20 protein-coding genes are annotated in these 22,022 nt (G+C 35.7%); 13 read left to right on the forward strand and 7 right to left on the reverse strand.

Annotated elements, in window-relative coordinates:
- Positions 1-20: 20 nt before the first annotated feature.
- The 8 genes from AC1MPL_RS05225 (at position 21) to AC1MPL_RS05260 (ending at position 8,361) form a co-directional block, all read left to right on the forward strand.
- A complete protein-coding gene (locus tag AC1MPL_RS05225) occupies positions 21-2,066 on the forward strand; it encodes a UvrD-helicase domain-containing protein (RefSeq protein ID WP_479764767.1) in 2,046 nt (681 codons plus the stop codon).
- A gap of 16 nt (positions 2,067-2,082) precedes the next feature.
- Entirely contained in the window at positions 2,083-2,535 is a 453-nt protein-coding gene (gene dut / locus AC1MPL_RS05230; protein WP_479764769.1) for a dUTP diphosphatase, read from the forward strand.
- Between the two features lie 157 nt (positions 2,536-2,692).
- Positions 2,693-4,135, forward strand: coding sequence for a phosphomannomutase/phosphoglucomutase (locus AC1MPL_RS05235; RefSeq protein ID WP_479764770.1), 1,443 nt, complete (start codon positions 2,693-2,695; stop codon positions 4,133-4,135).
- A 32-nt stretch (positions 4,136-4,167) separates the two neighbouring features.
- A complete protein-coding gene (gene argB / locus AC1MPL_RS05240; RefSeq protein WP_479764771.1) occupies positions 4,168-5,067 on the forward strand; it encodes an acetylglutamate kinase in 900 nt (299 codons plus the stop codon).
- Positions 5,068-5,263: 196 nt separating this feature from the next.
- A complete protein-coding gene (locus AC1MPL_RS05245) occupies positions 5,264-6,112 on the forward strand; it encodes a class II glutamine amidotransferase (protein WP_479764772.1) in 849 nt (282 codons plus the stop codon).
- 193 nt (positions 6,113-6,305) lie between these two features.
- A complete protein-coding gene (locus AC1MPL_RS05250; protein ID WP_479764774.1) occupies positions 6,306-6,761 on the forward strand; it encodes a bacteriohemerythrin in 456 nt (151 codons plus the stop codon).
- Between the two features lie 217 nt (positions 6,762-6,978).
- On the forward strand, positions 6,979-8,046 hold the full coding sequence (locus AC1MPL_RS05255; protein WP_479764776.1) for a hypothetical protein: 1,068 nt from the start codon (positions 6,979-6,981) through the stop codon (positions 8,044-8,046).
- Positions 8,047-8,361 (forward strand): RnfH family protein, encoded by a 315-nt coding sequence (locus AC1MPL_RS05260; protein WP_479764777.1) that lies wholly within the window; start codon positions 8,047-8,049, stop codon positions 8,359-8,361.
- A gap of 63 nt (positions 8,362-8,424) precedes the next feature.
- Here AC1MPL_RS05260 and AC1MPL_RS05265 read toward each other — a convergent pair whose 3' ends face one another.
- On the reverse strand, positions 8,425-8,808 hold the full coding sequence (locus AC1MPL_RS05265) for an outer membrane protein assembly factor BamE (protein WP_023272676.1): 384 nt from the start codon (positions 8,806-8,808) through the stop codon (positions 8,425-8,427).
- A 108-nt stretch (positions 8,809-8,916) separates the two neighbouring features.
- On the opposite strand from AC1MPL_RS05265, the gene fur reads away from it, so the two are divergent.
- The gene (fur, locus tag AC1MPL_RS05270) at positions 8,917-9,354 is read left to right on the forward strand and encodes a ferric iron uptake transcriptional regulator (protein WP_479764779.1); all 438 of its coding nucleotides are present in this window, start codon (positions 8,917-8,919) and stop codon (positions 9,352-9,354) included.
- Between the two features lie 58 nt (positions 9,355-9,412).
- On the opposite strand, the gene AC1MPL_RS05275 is transcribed toward fur, so the two are convergent.
- A complete protein-coding gene (locus AC1MPL_RS05275) occupies positions 9,413-10,525 on the reverse strand; it encodes a PilT/PilU family type 4a pilus ATPase (RefSeq protein ID WP_479766156.1) in 1,113 nt (370 codons plus the stop codon).
- A 25-nt stretch (positions 10,526-10,550) separates the two neighbouring features.
- Entirely contained in the window at positions 10,551-11,588 is a 1,038-nt protein-coding gene (locus tag AC1MPL_RS05280; protein WP_479764781.1) for a type IV pilus twitching motility protein PilT, read from the reverse strand.
- A 104-nt stretch (positions 11,589-11,692) separates the two neighbouring features.
- Here AC1MPL_RS05280 and AC1MPL_RS05285 point away from each other — a divergent pair, with 104 nt between their 5' ends.
- Positions 11,693-12,376 carry a YggS family pyridoxal phosphate-dependent enzyme gene (locus tag AC1MPL_RS05285; RefSeq protein ID WP_479764783.1) on the forward strand — a complete coding sequence of 228 codons (684 nt, stop codon included), beginning with the start codon at positions 11,693-11,695 and terminating at the stop codon, positions 12,374-12,376.
- Between the two features lie 11 nt (positions 12,377-12,387).
- Positions 12,388-13,785, forward strand: coding sequence for a DHA2 family efflux MFS transporter permease subunit (locus AC1MPL_RS05290; protein WP_479764784.1), 1,398 nt, complete (start codon positions 12,388-12,390; stop codon positions 13,783-13,785).
- On the opposite strand, the gene AC1MPL_RS05295 is transcribed toward AC1MPL_RS05290, so the two are convergent.
- Complete coding sequence (locus tag AC1MPL_RS05295) at positions 13,782-17,354, reverse strand: SbcC/MukB-like Walker B domain-containing protein (RefSeq protein WP_479764786.1); 3,573 nt, start codon at positions 17,352-17,354, stop codon at positions 13,782-13,784. The genes AC1MPL_RS05290 and AC1MPL_RS05295 overlap by 4 nt on opposite strands.
- 3 nt (positions 17,355-17,357) lie before the next feature.
- The gene (locus tag AC1MPL_RS05300) at positions 17,358-18,623 is read right to left on the reverse strand and encodes an exonuclease SbcCD subunit D C-terminal domain-containing protein (RefSeq protein ID WP_479764787.1); all 1,266 of its coding nucleotides are present in this window, start codon (positions 18,621-18,623) and stop codon (positions 17,358-17,360) included.
- Between the two features lie 117 nt (positions 18,624-18,740).
- Here AC1MPL_RS05300 and AC1MPL_RS05305 point away from each other — a divergent pair, with 117 nt between their 5' ends.
- Positions 18,741-19,214 (forward strand): OsmC family protein, encoded by a 474-nt coding sequence (locus AC1MPL_RS05305; RefSeq protein WP_479764789.1) that lies wholly within the window; start codon positions 18,741-18,743, stop codon positions 19,212-19,214.
- Between the two features lie 68 nt (positions 19,215-19,282).
- On the opposite strand, the gene AC1MPL_RS05310 is transcribed toward AC1MPL_RS05305, so the two are convergent.
- Positions 19,283-19,471 carry a hypothetical protein gene (locus tag AC1MPL_RS05310; protein WP_479764790.1) on the reverse strand — a complete coding sequence of 63 codons (189 nt, stop codon included), beginning with the start codon at positions 19,469-19,471 and terminating at the stop codon, positions 19,283-19,285.
- 552 nt (positions 19,472-20,023) lie between these two features.
- On the opposite strand from AC1MPL_RS05310, the gene AC1MPL_RS05315 reads away from it, so the two are divergent.
- Entirely contained in the window at positions 20,024-20,473 is a 450-nt protein-coding gene (locus AC1MPL_RS05315; RefSeq protein WP_479766158.1) for an ABZJ_00895 family protein, read from the forward strand.
- A gap of 122 nt (positions 20,474-20,595) precedes the next feature.
- Here the strand turns inward: AC1MPL_RS05315 and hemB are convergent, their stop codons facing one another.
- On the reverse strand, positions 20,596-21,609 hold the full coding sequence (gene hemB, locus AC1MPL_RS05320) for a porphobilinogen synthase (RefSeq protein WP_479764792.1): 1,014 nt from the start codon (positions 21,607-21,609) through the stop codon (positions 20,596-20,598).
- Between the last annotated feature and the right edge of the window lie 413 nt (positions 21,610-22,022).

Here is a 22,022-nt window from a genome sequence, read left to right on the forward strand (position 1 = left end):
AATCATCGAGGGGAATAACTATGTCATCGGCAAGCCAACTAAATGACAAGCAACATGAGGCCATGAAATATACACAAGGGCCGTTGTTAGTACTTGCTGGCGCTGGTTCTGGTAAAACATCGGTGATTACACGCAAAATAGCCCATCTTGTGAAAAACTGCGGTATTCCTGCACATCGTATTACAGCAATGACTTTTACTAATAAAGCTGCACGAGAAATGAAGGAACGTGTGGGGGCGTTGCTCAGTCGTGAAGAAGCGAAAGGACTTTCAGTTTCAACATTCCATACATTTGGTTTGAACATGTTGCGTTTAGAGTTGAAACATTTACCTTTAAAAGCGAATTTTTCAATTTTAGATGCAGATGATTGTAAGCGTGTGCTTATGGATCTAATGCATCAAGATAATTTATCGGGTGCAGAAAGTCGTGAGTTAATTGCAAAGGTAATGAAGAAAATTTCTGATTGGAAAAATGATTTAATTTTACCTGAACAAGCACATAACACGTGTGAAACTGAAGAGGATGTTCGTTTTGCATATCTGTATCAACTTTATGAGCGCAATTTACGTGCATATAACGCTGTTGATTTTGATGACTTAATTGTATTGCCTACAAGATTATTACAAGAAAATGCCGAAGTACGAGATAAGTGGCAAAATCGAGTGCGTTATTTATTGGTCGATGAATATCAAGATACCAATACTGCACAGTATATATTGGTGAAGTTGTTGGTTGGTGTTATGGGGCAATTCACCGCTGTAGGAGATGATGACCAATCTATTTATGCATGGCGTGGTGCTAAACCTGAAAATATGGCATTACTTAAAGATGATTTCCCAAATTTAAAAGTGATTAAGCTTGAACAAAATTATCGTTCTACAAGTCGTATTCTAAAAGCAGCTAACCATGTTATTGGCAATAACCCACATATTTTTGATAAGAAGCTGTGGAGTGATAAAGGTCATGGTGAGGCTATTCGTATTATTACATGCCGTAATGATGATGATGAAGCAGAGCGTGTAGTTAAAGATTTGATGACGCATAAGCTGATGAATGGTAAGAGCTGGAAGGATTATGCGGTGCTTTACCGTGGAAATTTTCAAGCACGTGTACTTGAAACACAGCTTCGTCAAATGCAGATTCCTTATAAACTTTCAGGCGGAACATCTTTCTTTGCGCGTAGTGAAATTAAAGACATCATGAGTTATCTGCGTTTAATTATTAATCCTGAAGATGACAGTGCTTTTTTAAGAATTATTAATACACCTAAACGCTCGATTGGCCCTGTTACCTTAGAAAAATTAGGACTATTTGCACAAGAAAATAATTTATCTTTGCTTGCAGCAGCAGGCGATCAACGTTTAACGATGGTTTTATCTAAAAAAATTAGCTCTCATTTATTTGAGTTTGCCCAGTTTCTACAGGACTATACGAGAGAACTTTTGGAAGACGATAACCCTGTACCTATTATTCGTCAAATGATTACTGAAACAGGGTATATCGACTATGTACGTGAACAAACAGCAACACCTGCCCAAGAGAAGACAAAACTCGACAACATTGAAACGTTGTATACCAGTATTCAAAGCTTAATTAATCGTGCCGAAGATGTTGATGAAAAAAATATTGAAAGTGTAATTCGAAAAATGGTGCTGTTAGATTTGCTTGAGCAGCAGCAAGAAGAAGAGGATACAGATAAAGTTAATCTTCTGACTTTGCATGCAGCAAAAGGGTTAGAGTTCCCATTTGTTTATATTATGGGTCTTGAAGAGGAATTATTGCCTCATAAAAACTCTATTGCAGCCGATACCATAGAAGAGGAGCGCCGTTTAATGTATGTGGGAATTACACGTGCGCGCCAAGGTCTTACACTTACACTTGCAGAGCAACGTAAAGCAGGTGGTCAAATGAAACAAATGACAGCAAGCCGTTTCTTAGATGAATTGCCACAAGATGATATTGATTGGATGGGTCGAAAGAAAAAGGCACAAGCCAATGTGGATCCGAAAGAACAAGCGAAAGTATATTTGGAAAATTTACGTGCCATGCTAAAGCACAAAAGTTAATGTAAAAGGAAACGATATGAAAGTTCAAGTAAAAGTATTGGATGAGCGTTTAGGCAAAGAATGGCCTTTACCTACTTATGCGACATTAGGTTCAGCAGGTTTAGATTTACGTGCATGTTTAGATGAGACTATTACAATTGAGCCGGGACAAACTGTATTGGTTAAAACGGGGCTATCTATTTATATTCAAGATACAAACTTTGCAGGTTTAATTTTACCGCGTTCGGGTCTTGGTCATAAGCATGGTATTGTTTTAGGCAACTTGGTTGGTCTCATCGATTCAGATTATCAAGGTGAATTGATGGTTTCTGTATGGAACCGTAGTGAAAAAGCATTTACTTTAGAGCCAGGTGAGCGTCTTGCGCAATATGTACTTGTTCCAGTGGTTCAAGCAGAGTTTGAGCAAGTTGAGGAGTTTGTTGCAACTGAGCGTGGAGCAGGTGGCTTTGGTCATACAGGTAAGCAATAAGTAAATTAAATGATTTAAAAACCTATGAAAATTTCATAGGTTTTTTTTATTGCATAATAAGAAAAGAATAGAACAGTACAAAATGTTATCGTTATTATATTTACAAATGTGAAGGAAATGATGACAATTCTATAGGCCTATATAATAGTTAAGTTGAATGATACAGTTAAAAGAAAATCAGTTTCCTCTACATATTTTTCGTGCTTATGACATTCGTGGAAGTTTATCTGACTTAACACAAGATGTGATTACAGCAATTGGTCATGCATTTGTAGAAAAACTTCAACAAGCAGATATTAATCATATTGTACTTGGTTATGATGCACGTTTAACTAGTCCAATATATGCAAAAATAATTGAAAAAATACTTATAAAACATCATATTCAGGTCACTGTTTTAGGCTGTTGTTCGACACCTGTAATGTATTTTTCAGCGCAAAAATATGCAAATGGCACAGGTGTTATGTTAACTGCAAGCCATAATGCAAAAGAAGATAATGGCATTAAATGGTTGTGGGAATTTCAACCGCCATCTCCTGATGATATTCAGGAAATTGCGACTTTGGCGAAGCAATATATGGAAAGTCATACACAGTCAGCAATGATTGCAGATGAGATTCCACACTGTATTTATGGTCATATTTCTAAACCTTATGTCGATTATCTTATTCAAGATATCGTATTAAAGAAGCCACTTAAAATAGTTATAGATGGTTTGTATGGTTCGGCAGGTAAGTATGCAAGGTATGTGTTTCGTGAGTTAGGTTGTGAGGTGATTGATTTGCGTTGTGATGCAAATGGTCACTTTCCAGAGCATGCACCAGATCCTTCAAAAGAAGCAAATTTAGCTTTATTAAAACATACGATTCGAGATCATCATGCAGATATGGGTATTGCATTAGATGGTGATGGTGATCGCTTGGTACTGTTAGATGAGCATGCTCAAGTGATTAGTCCCGATAGACTTATTTGTTTATTGGCTAAAATTTGCTTAGAGAAAAAGCCAAAATCTGAAGTTGTTTTTGATGTGAAGTGTTCAGGTTTAGTTGCTAAAACTATTCATGATTTGGATGGCTCACCTGTTATGCTTAGAACTGGGAGCACTTTTCTACGTAAATACCTGATGCAATCAAATGGTAAAGCAGTCTTTGGTGGAGAATATGCGGGGCATTATGTATTTAATGATGGTCGAGGGCTAGGATACGATGATGGTATCTATGCAGCTTTACGTGTTCTTGAATATTTTACAATGACAGAAAATCGTAAGTTTTCTGAGTTGTTTGCAGATTATCCAGAGCGATATTTTTCTGAAGATACCTATATCTATACAACACAATATAAACCTATAGATATTTTATCTTTTTTTGATGAAAAGATGCAAAAGCAGTTCCATCAGATTATTCGTGTTGATGGTATTCGCGTTGAATATTCTGAAGGTTCAGGTGTATTACGTGCCTCTAATACAGGAGAGTATTTAACGGTTCGGTTTGATGCTGAAAGTTTAGAGGCTTTTATCTATATTCGTAATCAATTTGCTAAAATTTTATCTGAGCAGTATCCAGAAGTCTCTGCTGAAATAATGCAAATTGTATTGTCTTAAATTTTATTTTTATTTTAAAGAAGGAGTGGTGTATGCCACATCAACACATTGGTTTAGACAAGGCTCATGTATTAACGGAAGCTTTACCGTATATTCAACGCTTTGCAGGAAAAACCCTCGTGGTGAAATATGGTGGTAATGCCATGACTGATCCTGAGCTAGAAAGTTCATTTGCACGAGATATTGTTTTACTTAAAACAGTTGGTTTAAATCCTGTAGTTGTACATGGTGGTGGCCCACAAGTAGATGCACTCCTTAAGCGTTTAGGTCAAGTATCTGACCGTATAGATGGTATGCGAGTGACTGACAAAGAAACCATGGAAGTGGTTGAAATGGTGTTAGGTGGTAGCGTAAATAAATCGATTGTTAACTTAATCAATAAACATGGTGGTCGTGCTATTGGTTTAACTGGTAAAGATGCTAACTTAATTCATGCACAGAAATTGCTTATGGATAAGCAAAATGAAGATGGGACAGTCACTAAGATTGACCTTGGCATGGTAGGTGAAGTTGTTGGCGTAAAAACTGATGTTTTAGAAATGTTTACCCAAAGCGATTTTATACCTGTCATTGCACCACTTGGTGTAGATGAAAATGGTGATACGTATAATATTAATGCTGATCTTGTAGCAGGTAAAGTTGCTGAAGCATTAGGTGCGGAAAAATTAATTTTATTGACCAATATTACTGGTGTATTGGATGAAAGCAAAAAACTGCTGACAGGTTTATCAACGAAAGAGGTCGATCGTCTTATTGAAACAGGTGTGATTTATGGCGGTATGATTCCTAAAGTAGGATGTGCTTTAGATGCTGTGAAGGGTGGTGTTATTAGCGCACATATTGTAGATGGTCGTGTGCCTCATGCAACATTACTTGAGGTGTTTACAGATCATGGTGTTGGTACACTCATTTCAAATAAAACATCTAAATAGATAAAAAATCACATGCTCATGCCTAATTTTAAAGTGAGCATGTGATAAAAATCACATTTCTTTATCTTTAAAAAACAATAAAAAATAATTCTATATTCATTAAAAGAATAAGTATCTATAAAAAAACACTTTTACATATAAGTCGTGCTATTGTAAATTTTAACCTTACTGAAACAGTTATGAAAAGATTTTTGCTATGTGCCAGCTACTTGGAATGAATTGTGCAACACCTACAGATATTACTTTCTCATTTAGAGGATTTTCTCAGCGTGCGGGTGTAACATCAGACCATTGTGATGGCTTTGGTATTGCATTCTTTGAAGATAAATCTTGCAGATTATTTATAGATAATAAATCTGCGGTAGAGTCACCTATTGCTGAGCTTATTCGTACTTATCCTATTAAATCTCGTAATGTAATTGCACATATTCGTAAAGCAACTCAAGGAAAAATTAGCCTTGAAAATGCACATCCATTTGTACGTGAATTGTGGGGTAGACAGTGGGTGTTTGCACATAATGGTGACTTACATGGGTTTAAGCCTGAGCTTAGAGGACGCTTTATTCCTGTAGGAAATACAGATAGTGAGTATGCTTTTTGCTATTTGTTGGATCATTTGGTAGAGCGCTTTGGTTATGAAGAACCAAGTTTAGAAGATATCTTTCAAGCAATTGAGGACATATCACCTAAAATTGCAGAATATGGAACTTTTAATTTTTGTTTATCTAATGGGCAAGCTCTTTTTAGCTATGCAGTGACCAAATTACATTGGGTTGTTCGCTCTTATCCATTTCGTCCAACACAACTTATTGATTTAGATATGGAGGTTGATTTTAGAGAAGTAACTTTACCTGAAGATAGAGTTGCAGTGATTACGACAGAGCCTTTAACGCATAATGAAGCATGGAAGGCTTTTGAACCAGGTGAGCTTATGTTATTTCGTGAAGGAAACCTAATCAAAAAATCAAAAACTTATATTGATCGTTTGGTGCGTGAGGCATTAGATCCAAGTTTACGCCGTGTTACAAAAGCAGATGTCTATTAACAATTTAATTCTATAAAATATACATTTGTACATAAAATACTTGATTCTTTTACTATGGTATTTTACGAATAATATAAAATTCAATAGCTTATTAATCCCAAGCGAGTTGGTTGGGATTTTTCCTTATTTTTCAATAAGAAATACTTGTATATGATGTATTTATACAGATGGAAAATACATAATAGGCAAAATAATGAAAGTACATTGGACTGGTGAGTTTAATACAGGTATCGAAGTTATTGATGAGCAACATAAACGTATTTTAGATTATATTAATGATATTGATGAAGTGTGTTTTACACATGATCGTGAAAAAGTAAAAGAGATATTGGATAATATTATTGATTACACCCAGTCTCATTTTACTTTTGAAGAAAGTTTACAAGAAGAAGCGGGTTATCAATTTTGTATACCGCATAAGAAAGTACATGATTTATTTATAAAAAAGATTGAAAACTACCGTACACGATTTCTTAAAGGTGAAGATATAGAAGAAGACCTTTATCAGGTGCTCACAAAATGGTTAATTAACCATATTAAACACGATGATGCTGATTATGTGGGTGCTGTAAAAGAAAATATGAAGGGAATTATTAAGGAACAAGAAAAGAAAAAAGGTAAAGGTTGGTTCGCACGTTTTTTCTCATAATACAGAGATCTATATTGGGGAGCATATTAATTGCTCCTCAGATAATATACAAATAATCAGATAAATGTATTATAGGAATTTCATAAATAATTTAATTATTTGATATATGATAATCACTAAAATTTAAAAATTAATATTGCGTAAACTTTGATTTTCAGTGCGGACAAAGGCAAAATAGCTCATCATTTCTATAAAGCTTCGGATACAGGATAGACCTATGTCTCGATGGTTATCGCCACTCATGGCGTTCTGCTTATCATTTATGTTAATTAGCACATTTGCACCTATTGTTGGTATTACAACAGACAGACAAATTGACTTTTGGCTGCTATGGCTAGTAACAGTATTTCTTCTTGCATTGCCTTTTATTTATTTAGAGTTCGCGCTTGTAAAACGTGCAAAAACAACCGTTTTAAATGCACTTATGAGTTTAACAAGAGAAGCAGATGCTTCAATGCAATGGCGAATAGCAGGTTGGTTATCTGTTATTTTTATGCCATTTTTAGCAGGAGGTATGCTCGCAAACATTAGTCATATTGGCTTGCAACTGATTCCAACATCTTTACCAGAAAATATCATTTTTGCTGGGCTTGCAGTATTCGCATTTATTCTATCATTCATTCCACGTCAAATTTTATCTATCCTAAGTATTATAGGCGTAGTAAGTTCTCTTGTAATCAGTCAGGTTTTTGGTACCCATCTGACAGCTTGGCACATGACATCAGTAACCTTTATAGAGTGGGGTAATGCAACATTGCTTGCACTAGTCGCAGGTGGTCTGGGGCTGGGAATTTATGCACAGTCAAGTGTGAACTCTTTAAGTAGTGAAGATAAAGCAACGCCATTGGTTATGCCAGTTTGGTTTGCTCAAATCTTGGCTGTAATAGCTTTTGGTGTATTTGCTGCACAAACACCAATTTCTGAGATAAGTCTGCTTGTGACTGTACTGTTCGGTGCTGCTCTACTTATTCAGCTTGCAAAAGAACAGTTGAAACAACGTCAAGTGTCTATCATTTTACAATATGTATTATTACTTGCCCCATTATTTGTTTGGGCAGTTACTTTGCTTGTACCTGTTTTAAATGCAGTTATGATGTTGTGGGGACTAATTAGCTGCTTAGTGTATGCCATTTTTGTGGGTTGGATAATGAAAATTAGCCATCTAAGAAAAGCGCTCAATTTCAGTAGTGAATTGTTTTATAATATTTGGCGCATTGCAATTCGTGTTATAGCACCACTATCTATTGTCTTTGCATTGGTCGCTGTTATTATGGGACGTTTCTAAATGCAATGCATTTGGGTGGTATATGCTGGAGAAATTGAGCAATTACATATTCAAGTAGAATTTACGAAGGGTATGACAGTTGCACAAGCAATTGAGAAAAGTGCTATTCGACAAAAGGTCGATTTGCCAGATATATTTAAGTTTGGCATTTTTGGGCATCAAATTTCAGATCTAGAACATGTATTGCAGGTAGGTGATCGTGTCGAAATTTATAGACCTTTAAAAATTAATCCGAAAGATATACGCCGTAATCGTGCTGCTAAAAATCCTGTAGGTCGAGTTATAAAGGGTAATCGGTTTAAACAATTGTCTTGAACGAAAGAAAAACCCCACTATTTGGGGTTTTTCTTTGACTGTAATCACTAAATGTCATTACAATTATGGCATATTTACAATGCCTTCTTTTGTTGGAGGTAATCCTGGTTGTGTATTTGGAATCGTGTCTAATCCTTCAATTTTACTTACATTGCCAGCATCATTGAAGTAAACACTAAGATGTTGTCCTTTAGCTTCAGGAATCTTTGCTTTTTTCGCATATGTTCCTGGGATATAATTGTAAATGTAATCCCAACGCAATGGATTTAGTGGATCAGCGATAGTTGGGCTACCTAATAGGAAGCGAACTTGCTGGTAACTCATACCGGGTTGCACTTGAGCTGCTTGTGCTTTGGTTAAAGGCGTTCCTTGAGGAATGTCAATTTTATAGACACAACCTGCGAGCAATGAACTGACGAGTAACGTCGTCAAAATAATTTTTTGCATTTTGCTACACTATCCAAATCAATTTTGATGCATTTAGTCTAAGGATAGATCATACTGCATCTAAACTCTATTGCATATTCCTACTTAAAAATTGTTGAGAGACTTTTCATGGCCATTTCCAATCAAGACTTACGTAAAGCAGGACTTAAAGTAACCCTTCCACGCATTAAGATATTAGAACTCCTTGAAAATTCGAAGCCTCATCATTTAAGTGCAGAAGATATTTATAAGACATTGTTAGATCAAGGTGAAGATGTTGGTTTAGCAACGGTATATAGAGTGCTTACTCAGTTTGAAGCAGCAGGCATTGTGCAACGTCTTAATTTTGAAAACAATCATTCTGTATTTGAAATTATGCAAGACAGCCATCATGACCATCTTGTTTGTCAAAACTGCAGTAAAGTACTTGAGTTTACAAATGAAGTTATTGAGCATGAGCAACATGAAGTCGCTAAGAAGTTTGGTTTTACTTTAACAGGGCACTCATTAAATCTTTATGGTTATTGTGATGAACCTGAATGCCAAGAGGTTGCACGTAAGAAATAATTGCTACATAAGTTCAACAAATTTTAAAAAAGTCGCTTATAAATAAGCGACTTTTTTGTTAGACCTGTCCATCAAAGGTTAGTTTATGTTCAGTAGGTGAGTTGTCATCTGAAGATAGTTTAATTTTAAGTCTTAGATCATTTGGTGCATCAGCATGTTTTAAGGCCTCTTCATAGCTAATGATATTGTCTTTGTATAAGTCAAAAAGAGCATGATCAAAAGTTTGCATTCCAAGCTCTCGTGATTTATTCATCACTGACTTAATATCATTGATTTGTCCTTTACGAATATAGTCTGCAATGAGTGGACTATTTATCATAATTTCAATAGCTGCACGTCGTGATTTTTTATCGACTGTAGGTATGAGTTGCTGTGCCACAATTGCTTTGAGGTTTAGAGATAAATCCATATAAATTTGATTTTGTTTCTCTGTTTCAAAGAAATGGGTAATGCGATCGAGTGCTTGGTTTGCATTGTTAGCATGTAGTGTTGCGAGCACCAAATGTCCTGTTTCAGCAAATGCAAGCGCATAGTCCATGACTTCTTTAGTACGAATTTCACCAATTAAAATAACATCTGGTGCTTGGCGCAGTGTGTTTTTGAGCGCAACTTCAAAAGATTCAGTGTCTAATCCAACTTCACGCTGAGTAATAATACAGCCTGCATGATTGTGAATAAATTCAATTGGATCCTCAACAGTAATAATATGACCTGTAGAGTTTTGGTTACGGTGTCCAATTAAAGAAGCGAGCGATGTTGATTTACCTGTACCTGTACCACCAACAAATAAGATAATCCCTCGCTTACTCATAATAAGCTCTTTGAGCACAGGAGGAATTTTAAGGCTATCTACAGATGGAATTTGATGTTCGATACGGCGGATGACCATACCCGGAAGGTCACGTTGATAAAATGCGCTGACACGAAAGCGTCGGTCTTTTTCACGGTTGGTAATTGCAAAATTACATTCTTTCGTTTTAGCAAATTCTTCTTTTTGTTGTGTACTCATAATGGAATTAATGAGTTGTTTAATCATCTCTCCACTGAGCTTCGTACTTGAAATAGGAATAAGTTGACCATTTATTTTCATAGATGGTTCACGATCTGCTGTAATGAATAAATCAGATCCTTTTCTTTCACTCATTAAGTTGAGTAAGTCATTAAAGTCCATGCTCATGGTAATTTATACTCGCTACTTATAAAAAAGATTCAGGATTTTTAGCAACAACTTGTGCTGCTTGTTTACTTACAATGCCTTGTTGTACAAGTTTTTTCAGACTTTGGTCGAGTGTTACCATTCCTTGTCCTGCGCCGGTTTGTATCGCTGAATACATTTGAGCGACTTTGTTTTCACGAATAAGATTACGAATTGAAGGAACGCCAAGCATGATTTCATGTGCAGCCACACGGCCACCCCCATTTTTCTTGAGTAAGGTTTGTGAAATAACTGCTTGTAATGACTCTGATAACATTGAACGGATCATGTCTTTTTCTTCAGCAGGGAAAACATCAACAATACGGTCAATTGTTTTTGCCGCAGAGGTCGTATGTAACGTACCAAATACAAGGTGACCTGTTTCAGCAGCACTTAGTGCTAAACGGATGGTTTCAAGGTCTCGCATCTCACCAACAAGAATAATATCTGGATCTTCACGAAGTGCAGAGCGTAGCGCAGGTGCAAAACCATGGGTATCTCTAAAAACTTCTCTTTGGTTAATCAAACATTTTTTAGATTCATGTACAAATTCAATGGGGTCTTCTACAGTTAGAATATGCTCATAACGATGTTCATTGATGTAATCGAGCATAGCAGCAAGCGTTGTTGATTTACCTGACCCTGTTTGTCCTGTGACTAAGATAATCCCACGTGGAATGTCACATAATTTTTCAAAAATTGCGCCTAAACCAAGATCATCAAACGTTAAAATTTTTGATGGAATGGTACGAAAAACAGCACCTGCACCACGATTTTGGTTAAATGCATTCACACGAAAACGTGCAAGCCCTGGAACTTCAAATGAAAAGTCAATTTCAAGGCGTTCTTCAAAGTCATGACGTTGCTTATCATTCATGATGTCATAAATGAGGCGGTGTACCTCTTTGTGTGATAATGCAGGAAGATTAATGCGTCGTACATCACCATCTACACGAATCATGGGCGGTAACCCTGCTGATAAGTGTAAGTCGGAAGCCTTATGCTGCACCCCAAATGCGAGCAATTCTGTAATGTCCATAGATTATCCCCAATATAATGTTATGAAACGTGTAATTATTATAGAATGATAGCGATTTTCTGAGAATCAAACCAATGATTTTCTGTTATAAATAGGAAATATTCATGCATCAGTTCTTAAAAGCAAGACAAGACGTCCTTACACAGATTTCACAAGCCTGTCAGATGGCAGGTAGAAGCAGTGAAGATGTACAGTTATTGGCGGTTTCAAAAACACATCCAAGTACTGCTTTAGAAGAAATGTATCGGTGTGGACAGCGCGCATTTGGTGAAAATTATTTACAAGAAGCTTTACAGAAAATTTCTGATCTGAAATCGCTTGAAATTGAATGGCATTTTATTGGTCATGTGCAAAGAAATAAAACTAAACTATTGGCTGAAAACTTTGCATGGGTGCATGGTGTAGATAGATTAATTATTGCTCAGAGGCTTTCAGCACAACGCTTAGAGAATATGTCGCCATTAAATATCTGTATTCAAGTCAATATTGATGGACAAGAGAGTAAAGATGGTTGCCAACCCGATGAGGTAATACAGCTTGTTGGTGACATGATGCAACTGCCAAATATACATTTACGTGGTTTGATGGTTATTCCTGCACCTAATAATTGCCAAGCATTTAAAGATGCACAGCAATTATTTCAAAAAGTAAAAGAAAATTATCCTACTTTAGAGCATTGGAATACGCTAAGTATGGGAATGTCAGGCGATTTGTTAAATGCAGTTCAGGCAGGTTCTACAATGGTGCGCGTAGGTACAGCACTTTTTGGACAGCGTGATTATCAGTAAGGGAGTATAAGGTGCAAAGGCACACCAAACATATTGCACTTCTTGTGGCACTTACATTTTTTATGGAAAACTTAGATGCCACGATTATTGTAACGGCTTTACCAACAATGGCGCAGACATTCAATATCATGCCAATCGACTTGAATATCGGAATTAGTGCATATTTATTGGCTGTTGCAACCTTTATTCCAATAAGTGGTTGGTTGGCAGACCGTTTTGGTGCACGAACCATCTTTATGAGCGCCGTAATCATTTTTACGCTTGCTTCTGTTTTATGTGGGTTAAGTACGAGTCTAGAAACTTTTATTTTCTCTCGCATACTCCAAGGTATTGGCGGTGCCATGATGGTACCTGTTGGACGTTTGGTGGTGATTCGTAAAGCACAAAAAAATGAATTAGTTCAAGCGATTGCTTATATTACTTGGCCGGGATTGGTTGCGCCAATTATTGGCCCAGCCTTGGGTGGTTTTATTGTGATGCACACCACATGGCAATGGATTTTTTATATCAATGTTCCTTTAGGGCTAGCTGCAATATGTGCAAGTTATCGCCTCATAGAAAATACTAAAAATAATGAGATAGGTAGGTTTGACTTTATAGGGTTTATTTTATTGGCAATCGCATGTTTAAGTATTATGTATGCGATGGAACAGCTTGGGAAGCAAATCGATAATATATTGCCTTATTTCTCACTTGGGTTGTTTGGTATCTTTATTTTTATTGGCGCAATTTTTTATATGAAGCGAGTTGAGCAGCCATTGCTTAAGTTCGATGCATTTAAAGAAAAAACGTTTTCTGTGAGTATTATTGGTGGTTCTATTTTTAGAATAGCAATGAGTGCGATTCCATTCTTATTACCACTGTTGTTTCAGTTGGCATTTGGTTTAAGTGCTTTGCAAGCAGGGCTACTGGTTTTAACTGTTTTTGTGGGTAATTTAGCCATGAAACCATTTACAACCCAATTGATGAGATGTTTTGGCTTTAGGAATATTCTTATTGTAAATGGTGTAATTGGTGCTCTTATTATTGCTAGTACGGCTGTATTTACACCAACAACGCCATGGGGAATCATGATTGCATTGATGTTTATGAGTGGTTTGAGCCGTTCATTACAGTTTACCTGTTATAACAGCTTGAGCTTTGCCGATATTATGCCAAAAGACAAAAGATATGCAGCAACTCAATTTAGTTTATTTTTTCAAATAAGTTTAGGTGTTGGTGTGGCACTTGCAGCACTTATCTTACGGACTATAATGCATTTAAATGGGCATATTGCTCATGCAGAACTTATCGACTTTCAGGTTACCTTTATAATTGTTGCTATTATTTCATTGCTTTCTTTATGGGATGCTTATCGCCTAGCTAAAAATGCAGGCGATAGTGTGAGTGGTCATCGTTCTACAATCTAGCCGACCACTTCAATCTGACTGGTTCCTGACCCAATTGATTTCACTCGTACTTGTACAGGAATACGCTCATGCATTTCTTGTACATGTGAAATGAGAACTACTTTTCGACCTTGGCTTTGCAGTCGGTCTAAAGCATCCATAACTATATGCAAGGAAGAGGGATCAAGTGTTCCAAAACCTTCATCTATAAATAGTGACTCTAATCGCATCGCACCTGATGCCATATTGGCAATAGCGAGTGCGAGTGCGAGTGAAACAAGAAAAGTTTCACCACCTGACAATGAAAGAACAGGACGAACTTCACTGTTCATTTCATGATCTATGATGGCGAGTCCTAAACTATTTTCAATACGTTTAAGTGAATAGCGCGTAGAAAGAGGTTGTAATTGTTGATTGGCGTACTCAATGAGAATATCTAAATGATGCTCTTGAGCAATACGTCTGAATTTTGCACCATCTTTGCTACCAATCAGCTCAGAAATTTTGCCCCAACGGTTCACTTGTTGTTGAAGTTGCTCAATATCTTTTACATAGTGTTGTTGCTGTACTCTTGCATGTTGGTTGCTTATGAGCTTGGCATTAATTTCATCACGTGCAAGGCGAGCATCTTGAATAAGTGTTTGATTTTCTTGAAATTGTTCTTCTACTTTATCCAAATGGCACTGTGGTTTTTTCTGTTGATGTAGTAAGTAGTTCTGTTTTGTTTGGTGGCATGCTGTTTCATGGCGTATATGCTGCTGCTCCATATGCTGAATATGTTGTCTGAGTTGTTGAATATCCGTCGTGGTGGTTTCTAAACATGTTTGAATTAAAGTATTGGTAAATAGAGGGTGATTGCTTTTCCATTGTTCTTGTTTATGAAAATGTTCTTGTGCATAACCTTGCCACATATCTACACTTTGGCGAAGCGTATTCAGTGTAGTTTGTTCGGTATGGTATTGCTGTTCAATCTGTGAAAAGTATTCTTTGACTGTCTGATACTTTGCATATAATTGGTTTTTATGAGTATATAGCGCAGATCGCCATGCATTAACTGTGGTGAATGTATCTTTAGTATGCTTTTGAATGAGTTGATCTATTTGTTGTCGAATATGTAGACCTTGTTGCTTTGTATTCTTTAGAGTTTCTTCAAGTGCCGTACATTGTGTAGCGAGCATTGAAGATTCAAGCTGCTGTTGCTGTTTTCTATGTTGTATATTTTCGAGTTGCTGTACAAGTTTTTGGCGATCATTTTCTGCCTGAGTAAGCTGTTTTATGCCTTGAATATAGTGATCGATGCATAGGGCTGGTTGAGTTTTCCAGTGATTTTTTTCATTTTCATCACAAATATATTCAAAAATAAAAGATGTCAATTTTTCGAATTCTTCAATGTGGTTTATACATTCTTTTTCTTGTAATTGCTGTTTAAGTTGTTGCTTCAGCGATTTAATAACCTGATCTTTTATGAGATATTTTTCATGGTCAGCCTGTATAAACTTTTTAAGAACATCAATTTCTTTATGAAGTGAAACTGATGATTTTTCTAAAGAAAAGTTGAAAGTTGTTTGTTTCAATAGTTGCTCAATTTGATGCCAAGATGTTCTCTGTTCTTGTTGTATTTGAAAAATAGTATGATTTAAATGTTCAATGTGACTTTCTAATCGAGCATATTTTTGTTGACTTGCTTGCCAGTTTGCAAAAGCTGTATCTTTTATATTCTGCTGTTCTTCTTCTTGGTGTTGATGAATACTTTGTATGGCCTGTTCTAAAAGTAATTTTTTCTCTATGAAGGGGTGGTCTTTACTTCCACATACAGGACATGCTTCATCTACTCTCAAAGCATCACGCAGGGCAGTGATGTGCTCAGATTGAAGAAGTCTTTGTTCATTAATAATTTTTTGTAGTATTTGTAATTCTTTTTCTCCAATTTCAAAAGCATGCTGATGTTTCTGTACTTCACTATATTCATGTTGAAGCATTTTCTGTTGCTGTTTTAGACTTTCTTGCTGTTCTAACAGTAATTGTTTTTTATCACTGTATTGTGTGAGCTGTTGTTCAAGCTGTTCAGCTACACGTTGTCGTTCTCGTAATATCTGAAGGTTTTCTTCAAGTTGTTCTAAAGAACCATATTGCTTGATTTGGCTCTCGATCTCTGTACAGCGAGATTGATATGTGTTTTTGAAGATTTCAATTTTAAAATCTTCTGATTGAGTATGATGAATTTTTTGCCAAAGCATTTGAATATGATGTAGTTTATCTATATTTGCTTTAGGCTCTTCCGCAAGTTTTGATAAAAATTGATATTTTGAAATGTGGGCTTCAATTTCCTCTTTTTTGGATAGAATTTCTTTTTCTTCTGCATTTATTTGGTTGACTGCTTCAGTTTGCTTGGCTTGAAGCTGTACTTTTTCATGAAGCTCATCTTGTATTTTTTGATATTGAGTAAGCTGGTACTCACGTTGGGCATCGAGTTCAAAACCTTTTTGTAGCTCAGGTTGTAGTTGTTCTAGCTTTTGTTCATAGGTTGCAATGTCATTTTCACAGGTTTGTAACTCTCCTTGTTGCATGTTAAAGCTTGTTTGGGTGAGTTCAAACTGTTTTGTATGTATCTGAAGTTGTTGTTCAAAATGGGTTTGTTGCTGCTTTGCAGAGATTTGCTCTTGGTAACTGTTGCGTATTTCGGCAAAGGTATCTAAATGTTCTAGCTGTTGTTTCTGTTGAGCAAGTTGGTGCTTTTCTTGCTCAATTTGGATAGATACAAGCTGTTGCTGATTAATTTCTTGTTCTAAGTGTTGGGATTCATTTTGCCATTGCTGTGCATATTCAAGCTGTTGCTGTTGTTGTTGAATATATTTAATTTTTTCTTCAAGAATCTGCTTGTTTTGTTCAAATATCTCAACTTCTTCTGTAGAAAGTAGTTGAATATGTTGTGAAAATTCTTGTTTTTTATCGAGTTCGATTTTTATTTCTTTGGTTTTTTCAAATGCACGTTGGCTGACTAAGCTAAAAATATTTGAGTTGGTAAGGTATTCAAGTAAGGCTGCACGTTCGTGATCTTTCGCTTTTAAGAATGCACCAACTTCAGATTGGGCAAGTAGAACCGCACGTGTAAACTGCTCAAAGCTTAATCCAATAAGTGATTGAATGCATGGTGTACATTCTGAGATTTTTTGTGTAAGTACACGATGGTCTTCTAAACGAGTGACAGATCGTTCGACTTTTAAGTTGCCTGTGAGTTTTTTATAAGAGCGTCGAATATCCCAGCGTGCACGATACCTTTTTTGATCAAGTGCAATAAACTCAATTTCTGAAAAGCCACTAATTACACCACGCCGTAAAATATGTTTTGTATCTTTAATTGAAATATCTTGACCGCTGACATCAGTCAAACTGCCTAATGCGCCATTTAAGCGAGGAATTTGGTCGAATAAAGCCAAGCACATTGCATCAAGTAGCGTTGATTTACCTGCACCTGTTTTTCCTGTAATAGCAATAAGTCCTGCATTGGCTAGAGGTTCAGATTCAAAGTCAATGCAATGTTCTCCTGCAATAGAGGCTAAGTTATTTAAGCGTAAGCACAAAATTTTCATGAGTTATCCTTCATTTGATGTTGTGTTTTTATGCTGTATTTCTTCAGCTTCATGGAGGAGAGTTAAAAAGTCTTCTTTCACTTGTATATCTTGTTGATAGCCCATACTTTCCCAAATCTGTTCAAATAAGTTTTCAGGTGTTGGTGGTGCTAAATCAATTTTAGAAATAGATAGGTCATCGGTATCTGCACATGTGACAGGTTTACGAACAATACGAGTAATTCGGTACCGTTGTTTTGGCAATAAATCTTCAATTTGTTGGCGTAAGTTAAGCGGGGGTGGGGTGTGACTATAGTATTCAATATCTACAAACTCCCGTTCATCAATCGGTAAAGCACCCTCATCTGGTAACTGTTCTAATTTTTTGAAAACATCTTGAAGCTCACCTTTAATTGCATGTAATGCAATTGATCTTGGAATGATGAGTTTTTCATATTGAATTTTTTCTGAAATATTTTTGTTAGGATGGATATGAACATTTAAAACTTGATGTTTATAATTTAATTCACTAAATGAGAGTGGAATAGGAGCGCCACTATAACGAATATATTCGTTACCTACTTTTTGTGGTTTATGCAAATGCCCAAGTGCAACATAGTCGATATCTTTATTAAAAAGGTCTGTAGAAAGAGCATCTTGATGACCAATGACGATACAGCGTTCAGAGTCAGATTCTTGACCCCCTTGCATATGTGCATGTGACATGACAATAAGCGCCTGTTCATCTGTCTTACGCCGTTTTGCTTCATCTATTAAAGTTTGATGTAAATAAGAGATAGCAGACTGGCTGTCTTGGGTATGTTCATTAAATCCTGTAATTTCAGCAGGACGTAAAAACGGCAAGGCAACACACCAAGCAACAATAATATTGTCTGAGTTGTAGATAGGTAAAATGAGATGATCTAAATTGAGTTTTTTATCTTGTGTCCATTGGATAATACCGACTGCTTTGGCATTATATTTTGCCAGCAGTGGCTCTACCTGCTCAATGCGATAGCCTGAGTCATGGTTACCTGCAATCATGAGAGTTTGCATATGTGGTGCGATGTCATGTGCATTTGCAAGAAATTGATAGAGCTGTTTTTGTGAGGCAGAAGATGGATTGACAATATCGAAAATATCACCTGCGATGAGTAGCGCATCAGGCTGTTTATCGCTAATCTCTTGAAGTAACCATGTTAAGAATTTTTCATGCTCAAAATGGCGGGAATAGTTGTGAAATAGTTGCCCCAAATGCCAGTCAGAAGTATGAAAAAAATGTACAGCCATGAGTTACTCTTGTCTTATATGGTAGCAAGGCTAATTTAACAGAGTTTTTTTAAATATTGAATATTTCTAAGAGTGGGTATGGTATAACTATAAAAAATAGAATAATAGTAGAATGCCATGACAACTCATTATTATAACGTTTCCGTAATTTGGGATGGGAATTTGGGTCAAGGAACAGCCTCTTATGACGGCTATCAAAGAGATTTTCAAATTACACATCCACATAAACCAACCATTTTAGGTTCGGCAGATTCTGCATATTTGGGTGATAAAACCAGATGGAATCCTGAAGATTTAATCGTTGCTGCGGCATCTGCATGTCATAAACTATGGTATTTACATTTATGTGCGGTGAATGGTGTAAATGTTATTGCATATGAAGATGATGCAGAAGGTGAAATGGAAGACCATCATCCAACGAAAAGAGGGCATATTAAAGAAGTGTGTTTAAATCCAAGAATTACCTTAAAGCAAGGTGCTAATCTAGCACTCGCTAAGGAATTACATGAAACAGCACATCATGAATGTATGATTGCCAACTCTGTTAACTTTCCAATTTATTGTAAACCACAGTTTAATTTTACTGATTAGAAAAAATAAACCGACTAATAGATTAGTCGGTTATTTATTAATTACTGACATTAGATTTTATTTAAAAACTATACTGGTTTTTTAGCTAAATGGTGGTGCTTTTTGTGTACGTGTCTTTTATGTGCATGTTTTTTATGGTGTACCTTTTTTACATGATGCTTGTGTGGCGCTGGCTGAGGCGCAGGTGCTGCCATTGCTGTTGCAGTGAAAGCTGTTGCGCTAAGACCTAAAGCCAATACAGATAAAATTTTTTTCATAAAGTTAATCTCTTGTGTTTAAGTTAGTTTTAAATCTGATAAAGCTATAGTGAATGAAATATGTGAATTATTTATGGATAAAATATATCAAGTTATATTATCTAAGATACATATTATAGTAGTTGGATTGGACTTAAGTTAATCATTTTTATATTATGAAACAATTAATCAGAATTTAATCTTTATCATTATTCTTTAGAAAATATTCTAGCTTTTATGTTTGAATATCTTCATCTATATTTGCGATTTTAATATGTAGATTCTGTAAGAAAAATTTGTGTTTTTTTAAAGATATATAAAAATGAAGCCAATGATTCGAGTGATGAAGAATCATTGGCTTTAAGAAGTCTTTTATGAACGGGCTATTTTTATATTACCCAAGACGAGCCGAGTTGCTACTCTCAGACTGAAGGCCACTAAATATTCACTGCTACTATTTAGGTTTGATATGCCTTGTACCTTATATAACGACATACAGATAAAATAGGTTGACAAGTAAATTAAAAAAAATTAAAAAAAATAAGTAAATTTTAAAGTTGGCTTATTTTGAACATATCTTTAAAGAAATATTATGCGTGGTTTTTACTTATTTGTTTTCTAACCACTTGCATTAGCGGAATTTTGGCAACGATTTTGCCGAATAGTCTTGCTTTTATACTAATGGTTTTTCCTTACTTAGTTGCAATGATTGGTGTCTTATATATTTTTTTGAAGCAACAACGCCGTGCACCTACGACGATTGAAAGAAATCATTTTAGTGTGTTATTTAATCTTATTTTTTGGTTATTTAACCTAACTGGATTTTTTCTTGGTTTGCTATGGGCGTCTTTTTCACAGCCTCAAATTTGGCAATATACAATCAATATGTTATGTCAATCGTCTACACTATTTATCTGTGCCTTATTCTTTTTTGTAATTGCAGCTCCCTTATATGCAGTTACTTTTTGGTTTTATGGTAGACAAGCACAGCGAATGGCAATGAAAATGTTTGGTCATATATAATTGTTTTATGAGCAGAAAAAAAAGATAAATCTATTTTGTATATTTAGGTAAGGTTTTAGTGCAGGCATGAATTCTTTAATGTCTGCACCAATTATTACAACACTTATCTTCTGTTATTATAATTATCTCATTTCTTTTAACTTACGTGCTGCATCTTCTGCAAAATATGTCCAAATACCATCTGCACCTGCACGACGACATCCAAGCAATGATTCTAAAATAACATTCTCAGAGAGCCAGCCATTTTGAATTGCTCCAGCAAGCATGGCATATTCACCACTAACCTGATAAATGAATGTTGGAACACCAAAGGTATCCTTGACTTCACGTACAACATCTAAATAAGGCATACCTGGTTTAACAATGACCATGTCTGCACCTTCTTGGATATCTAGTGCAATTTCGTGAAGTGCCTCGGCACGGTTTCCAAAATCCATTTGGTAGTTGTTTTTATTTGCACCCTTCAAGTTACTTGATGAGCCAACTGCATCACGAAAAGGGCCATAAAAGCTAGATGCATATTTTGCAGAGTAAGCCATGATATTGGTATAAATATGTCCATTTGCCTCTAAAGCTTGGCGAATTGCACCAATACGACCATCCATCATATCACTTGGTGCAATTACATCAGCACCAGCTTCTGCATGACTTAGTGCTTGTTTAACTAAGCAATCCACAGTTTCATCGTTGAGTACATAACCTGTGTCATCAATAATGCCATCTTGTCCATGTGTTGTATAAGGGTCTAAAGCACCATCTGTGATGAGTACCATTTCAGGGAGTTCTTTTTTGAGTAAACGACAAGTTTCTTGTACAACACCATCTTTGCGCCATGCAGCTTCAGCAGTTAAACTTTTGTCTTCTTGTGGTGTAACTGGAAATAGGGCAAGTTTTGATACGCCTAACTCTAACAATGTTTCTGCTTTTTTGAGTAGAAGATCAGCGGAAAGACGCTGAATATTTGGCATACTTGGAATGTCTTGTGATTGCTTTTCACCTGGAAGTACAAAAACTGGATAAATTAAATGATCACTTGTAAGGTGTGTTTCGCTAACCATCGATCTTAACTTATCATTTTTTCTAATTCTACGCATGCGCGTTGCAGGAAAAGCAGGACGATTGAACGTATAAGTCATCACAATCTCGATCATCAAGGTTTAAGGTGGTGACTATTGTAGACCTTCCATGATCAGTTTGGAAAGTAATCAAGAAAATATATCAAAATATGATTTTTTATGTAATATTTTTAACTTTCTAATTTAAAAGATAAAATTTTATTAGATTCAAGTATTTTGTAGATATCTACATTAGGTGTACTAATTTAATAAAAGCTATATAAAATAAGTATATAAATTAAATAAAAGTCGTAAATTTATAACCATGGGAAGATTAATAAATAAAGCACTAACTATTCAATTATTGATCAATAAAATATTAATATTCTCATATTTTGATTTTTTAGTTTAATATTCACTATTCCAATGTGTTGCAAATAAAATATCATTTATATGTAAATGGTCAAACAAACTTGCATATGCCACATCGCTAA

This window comes from Acinetobacter sp. N1-1, assembly GCF_056711485.1.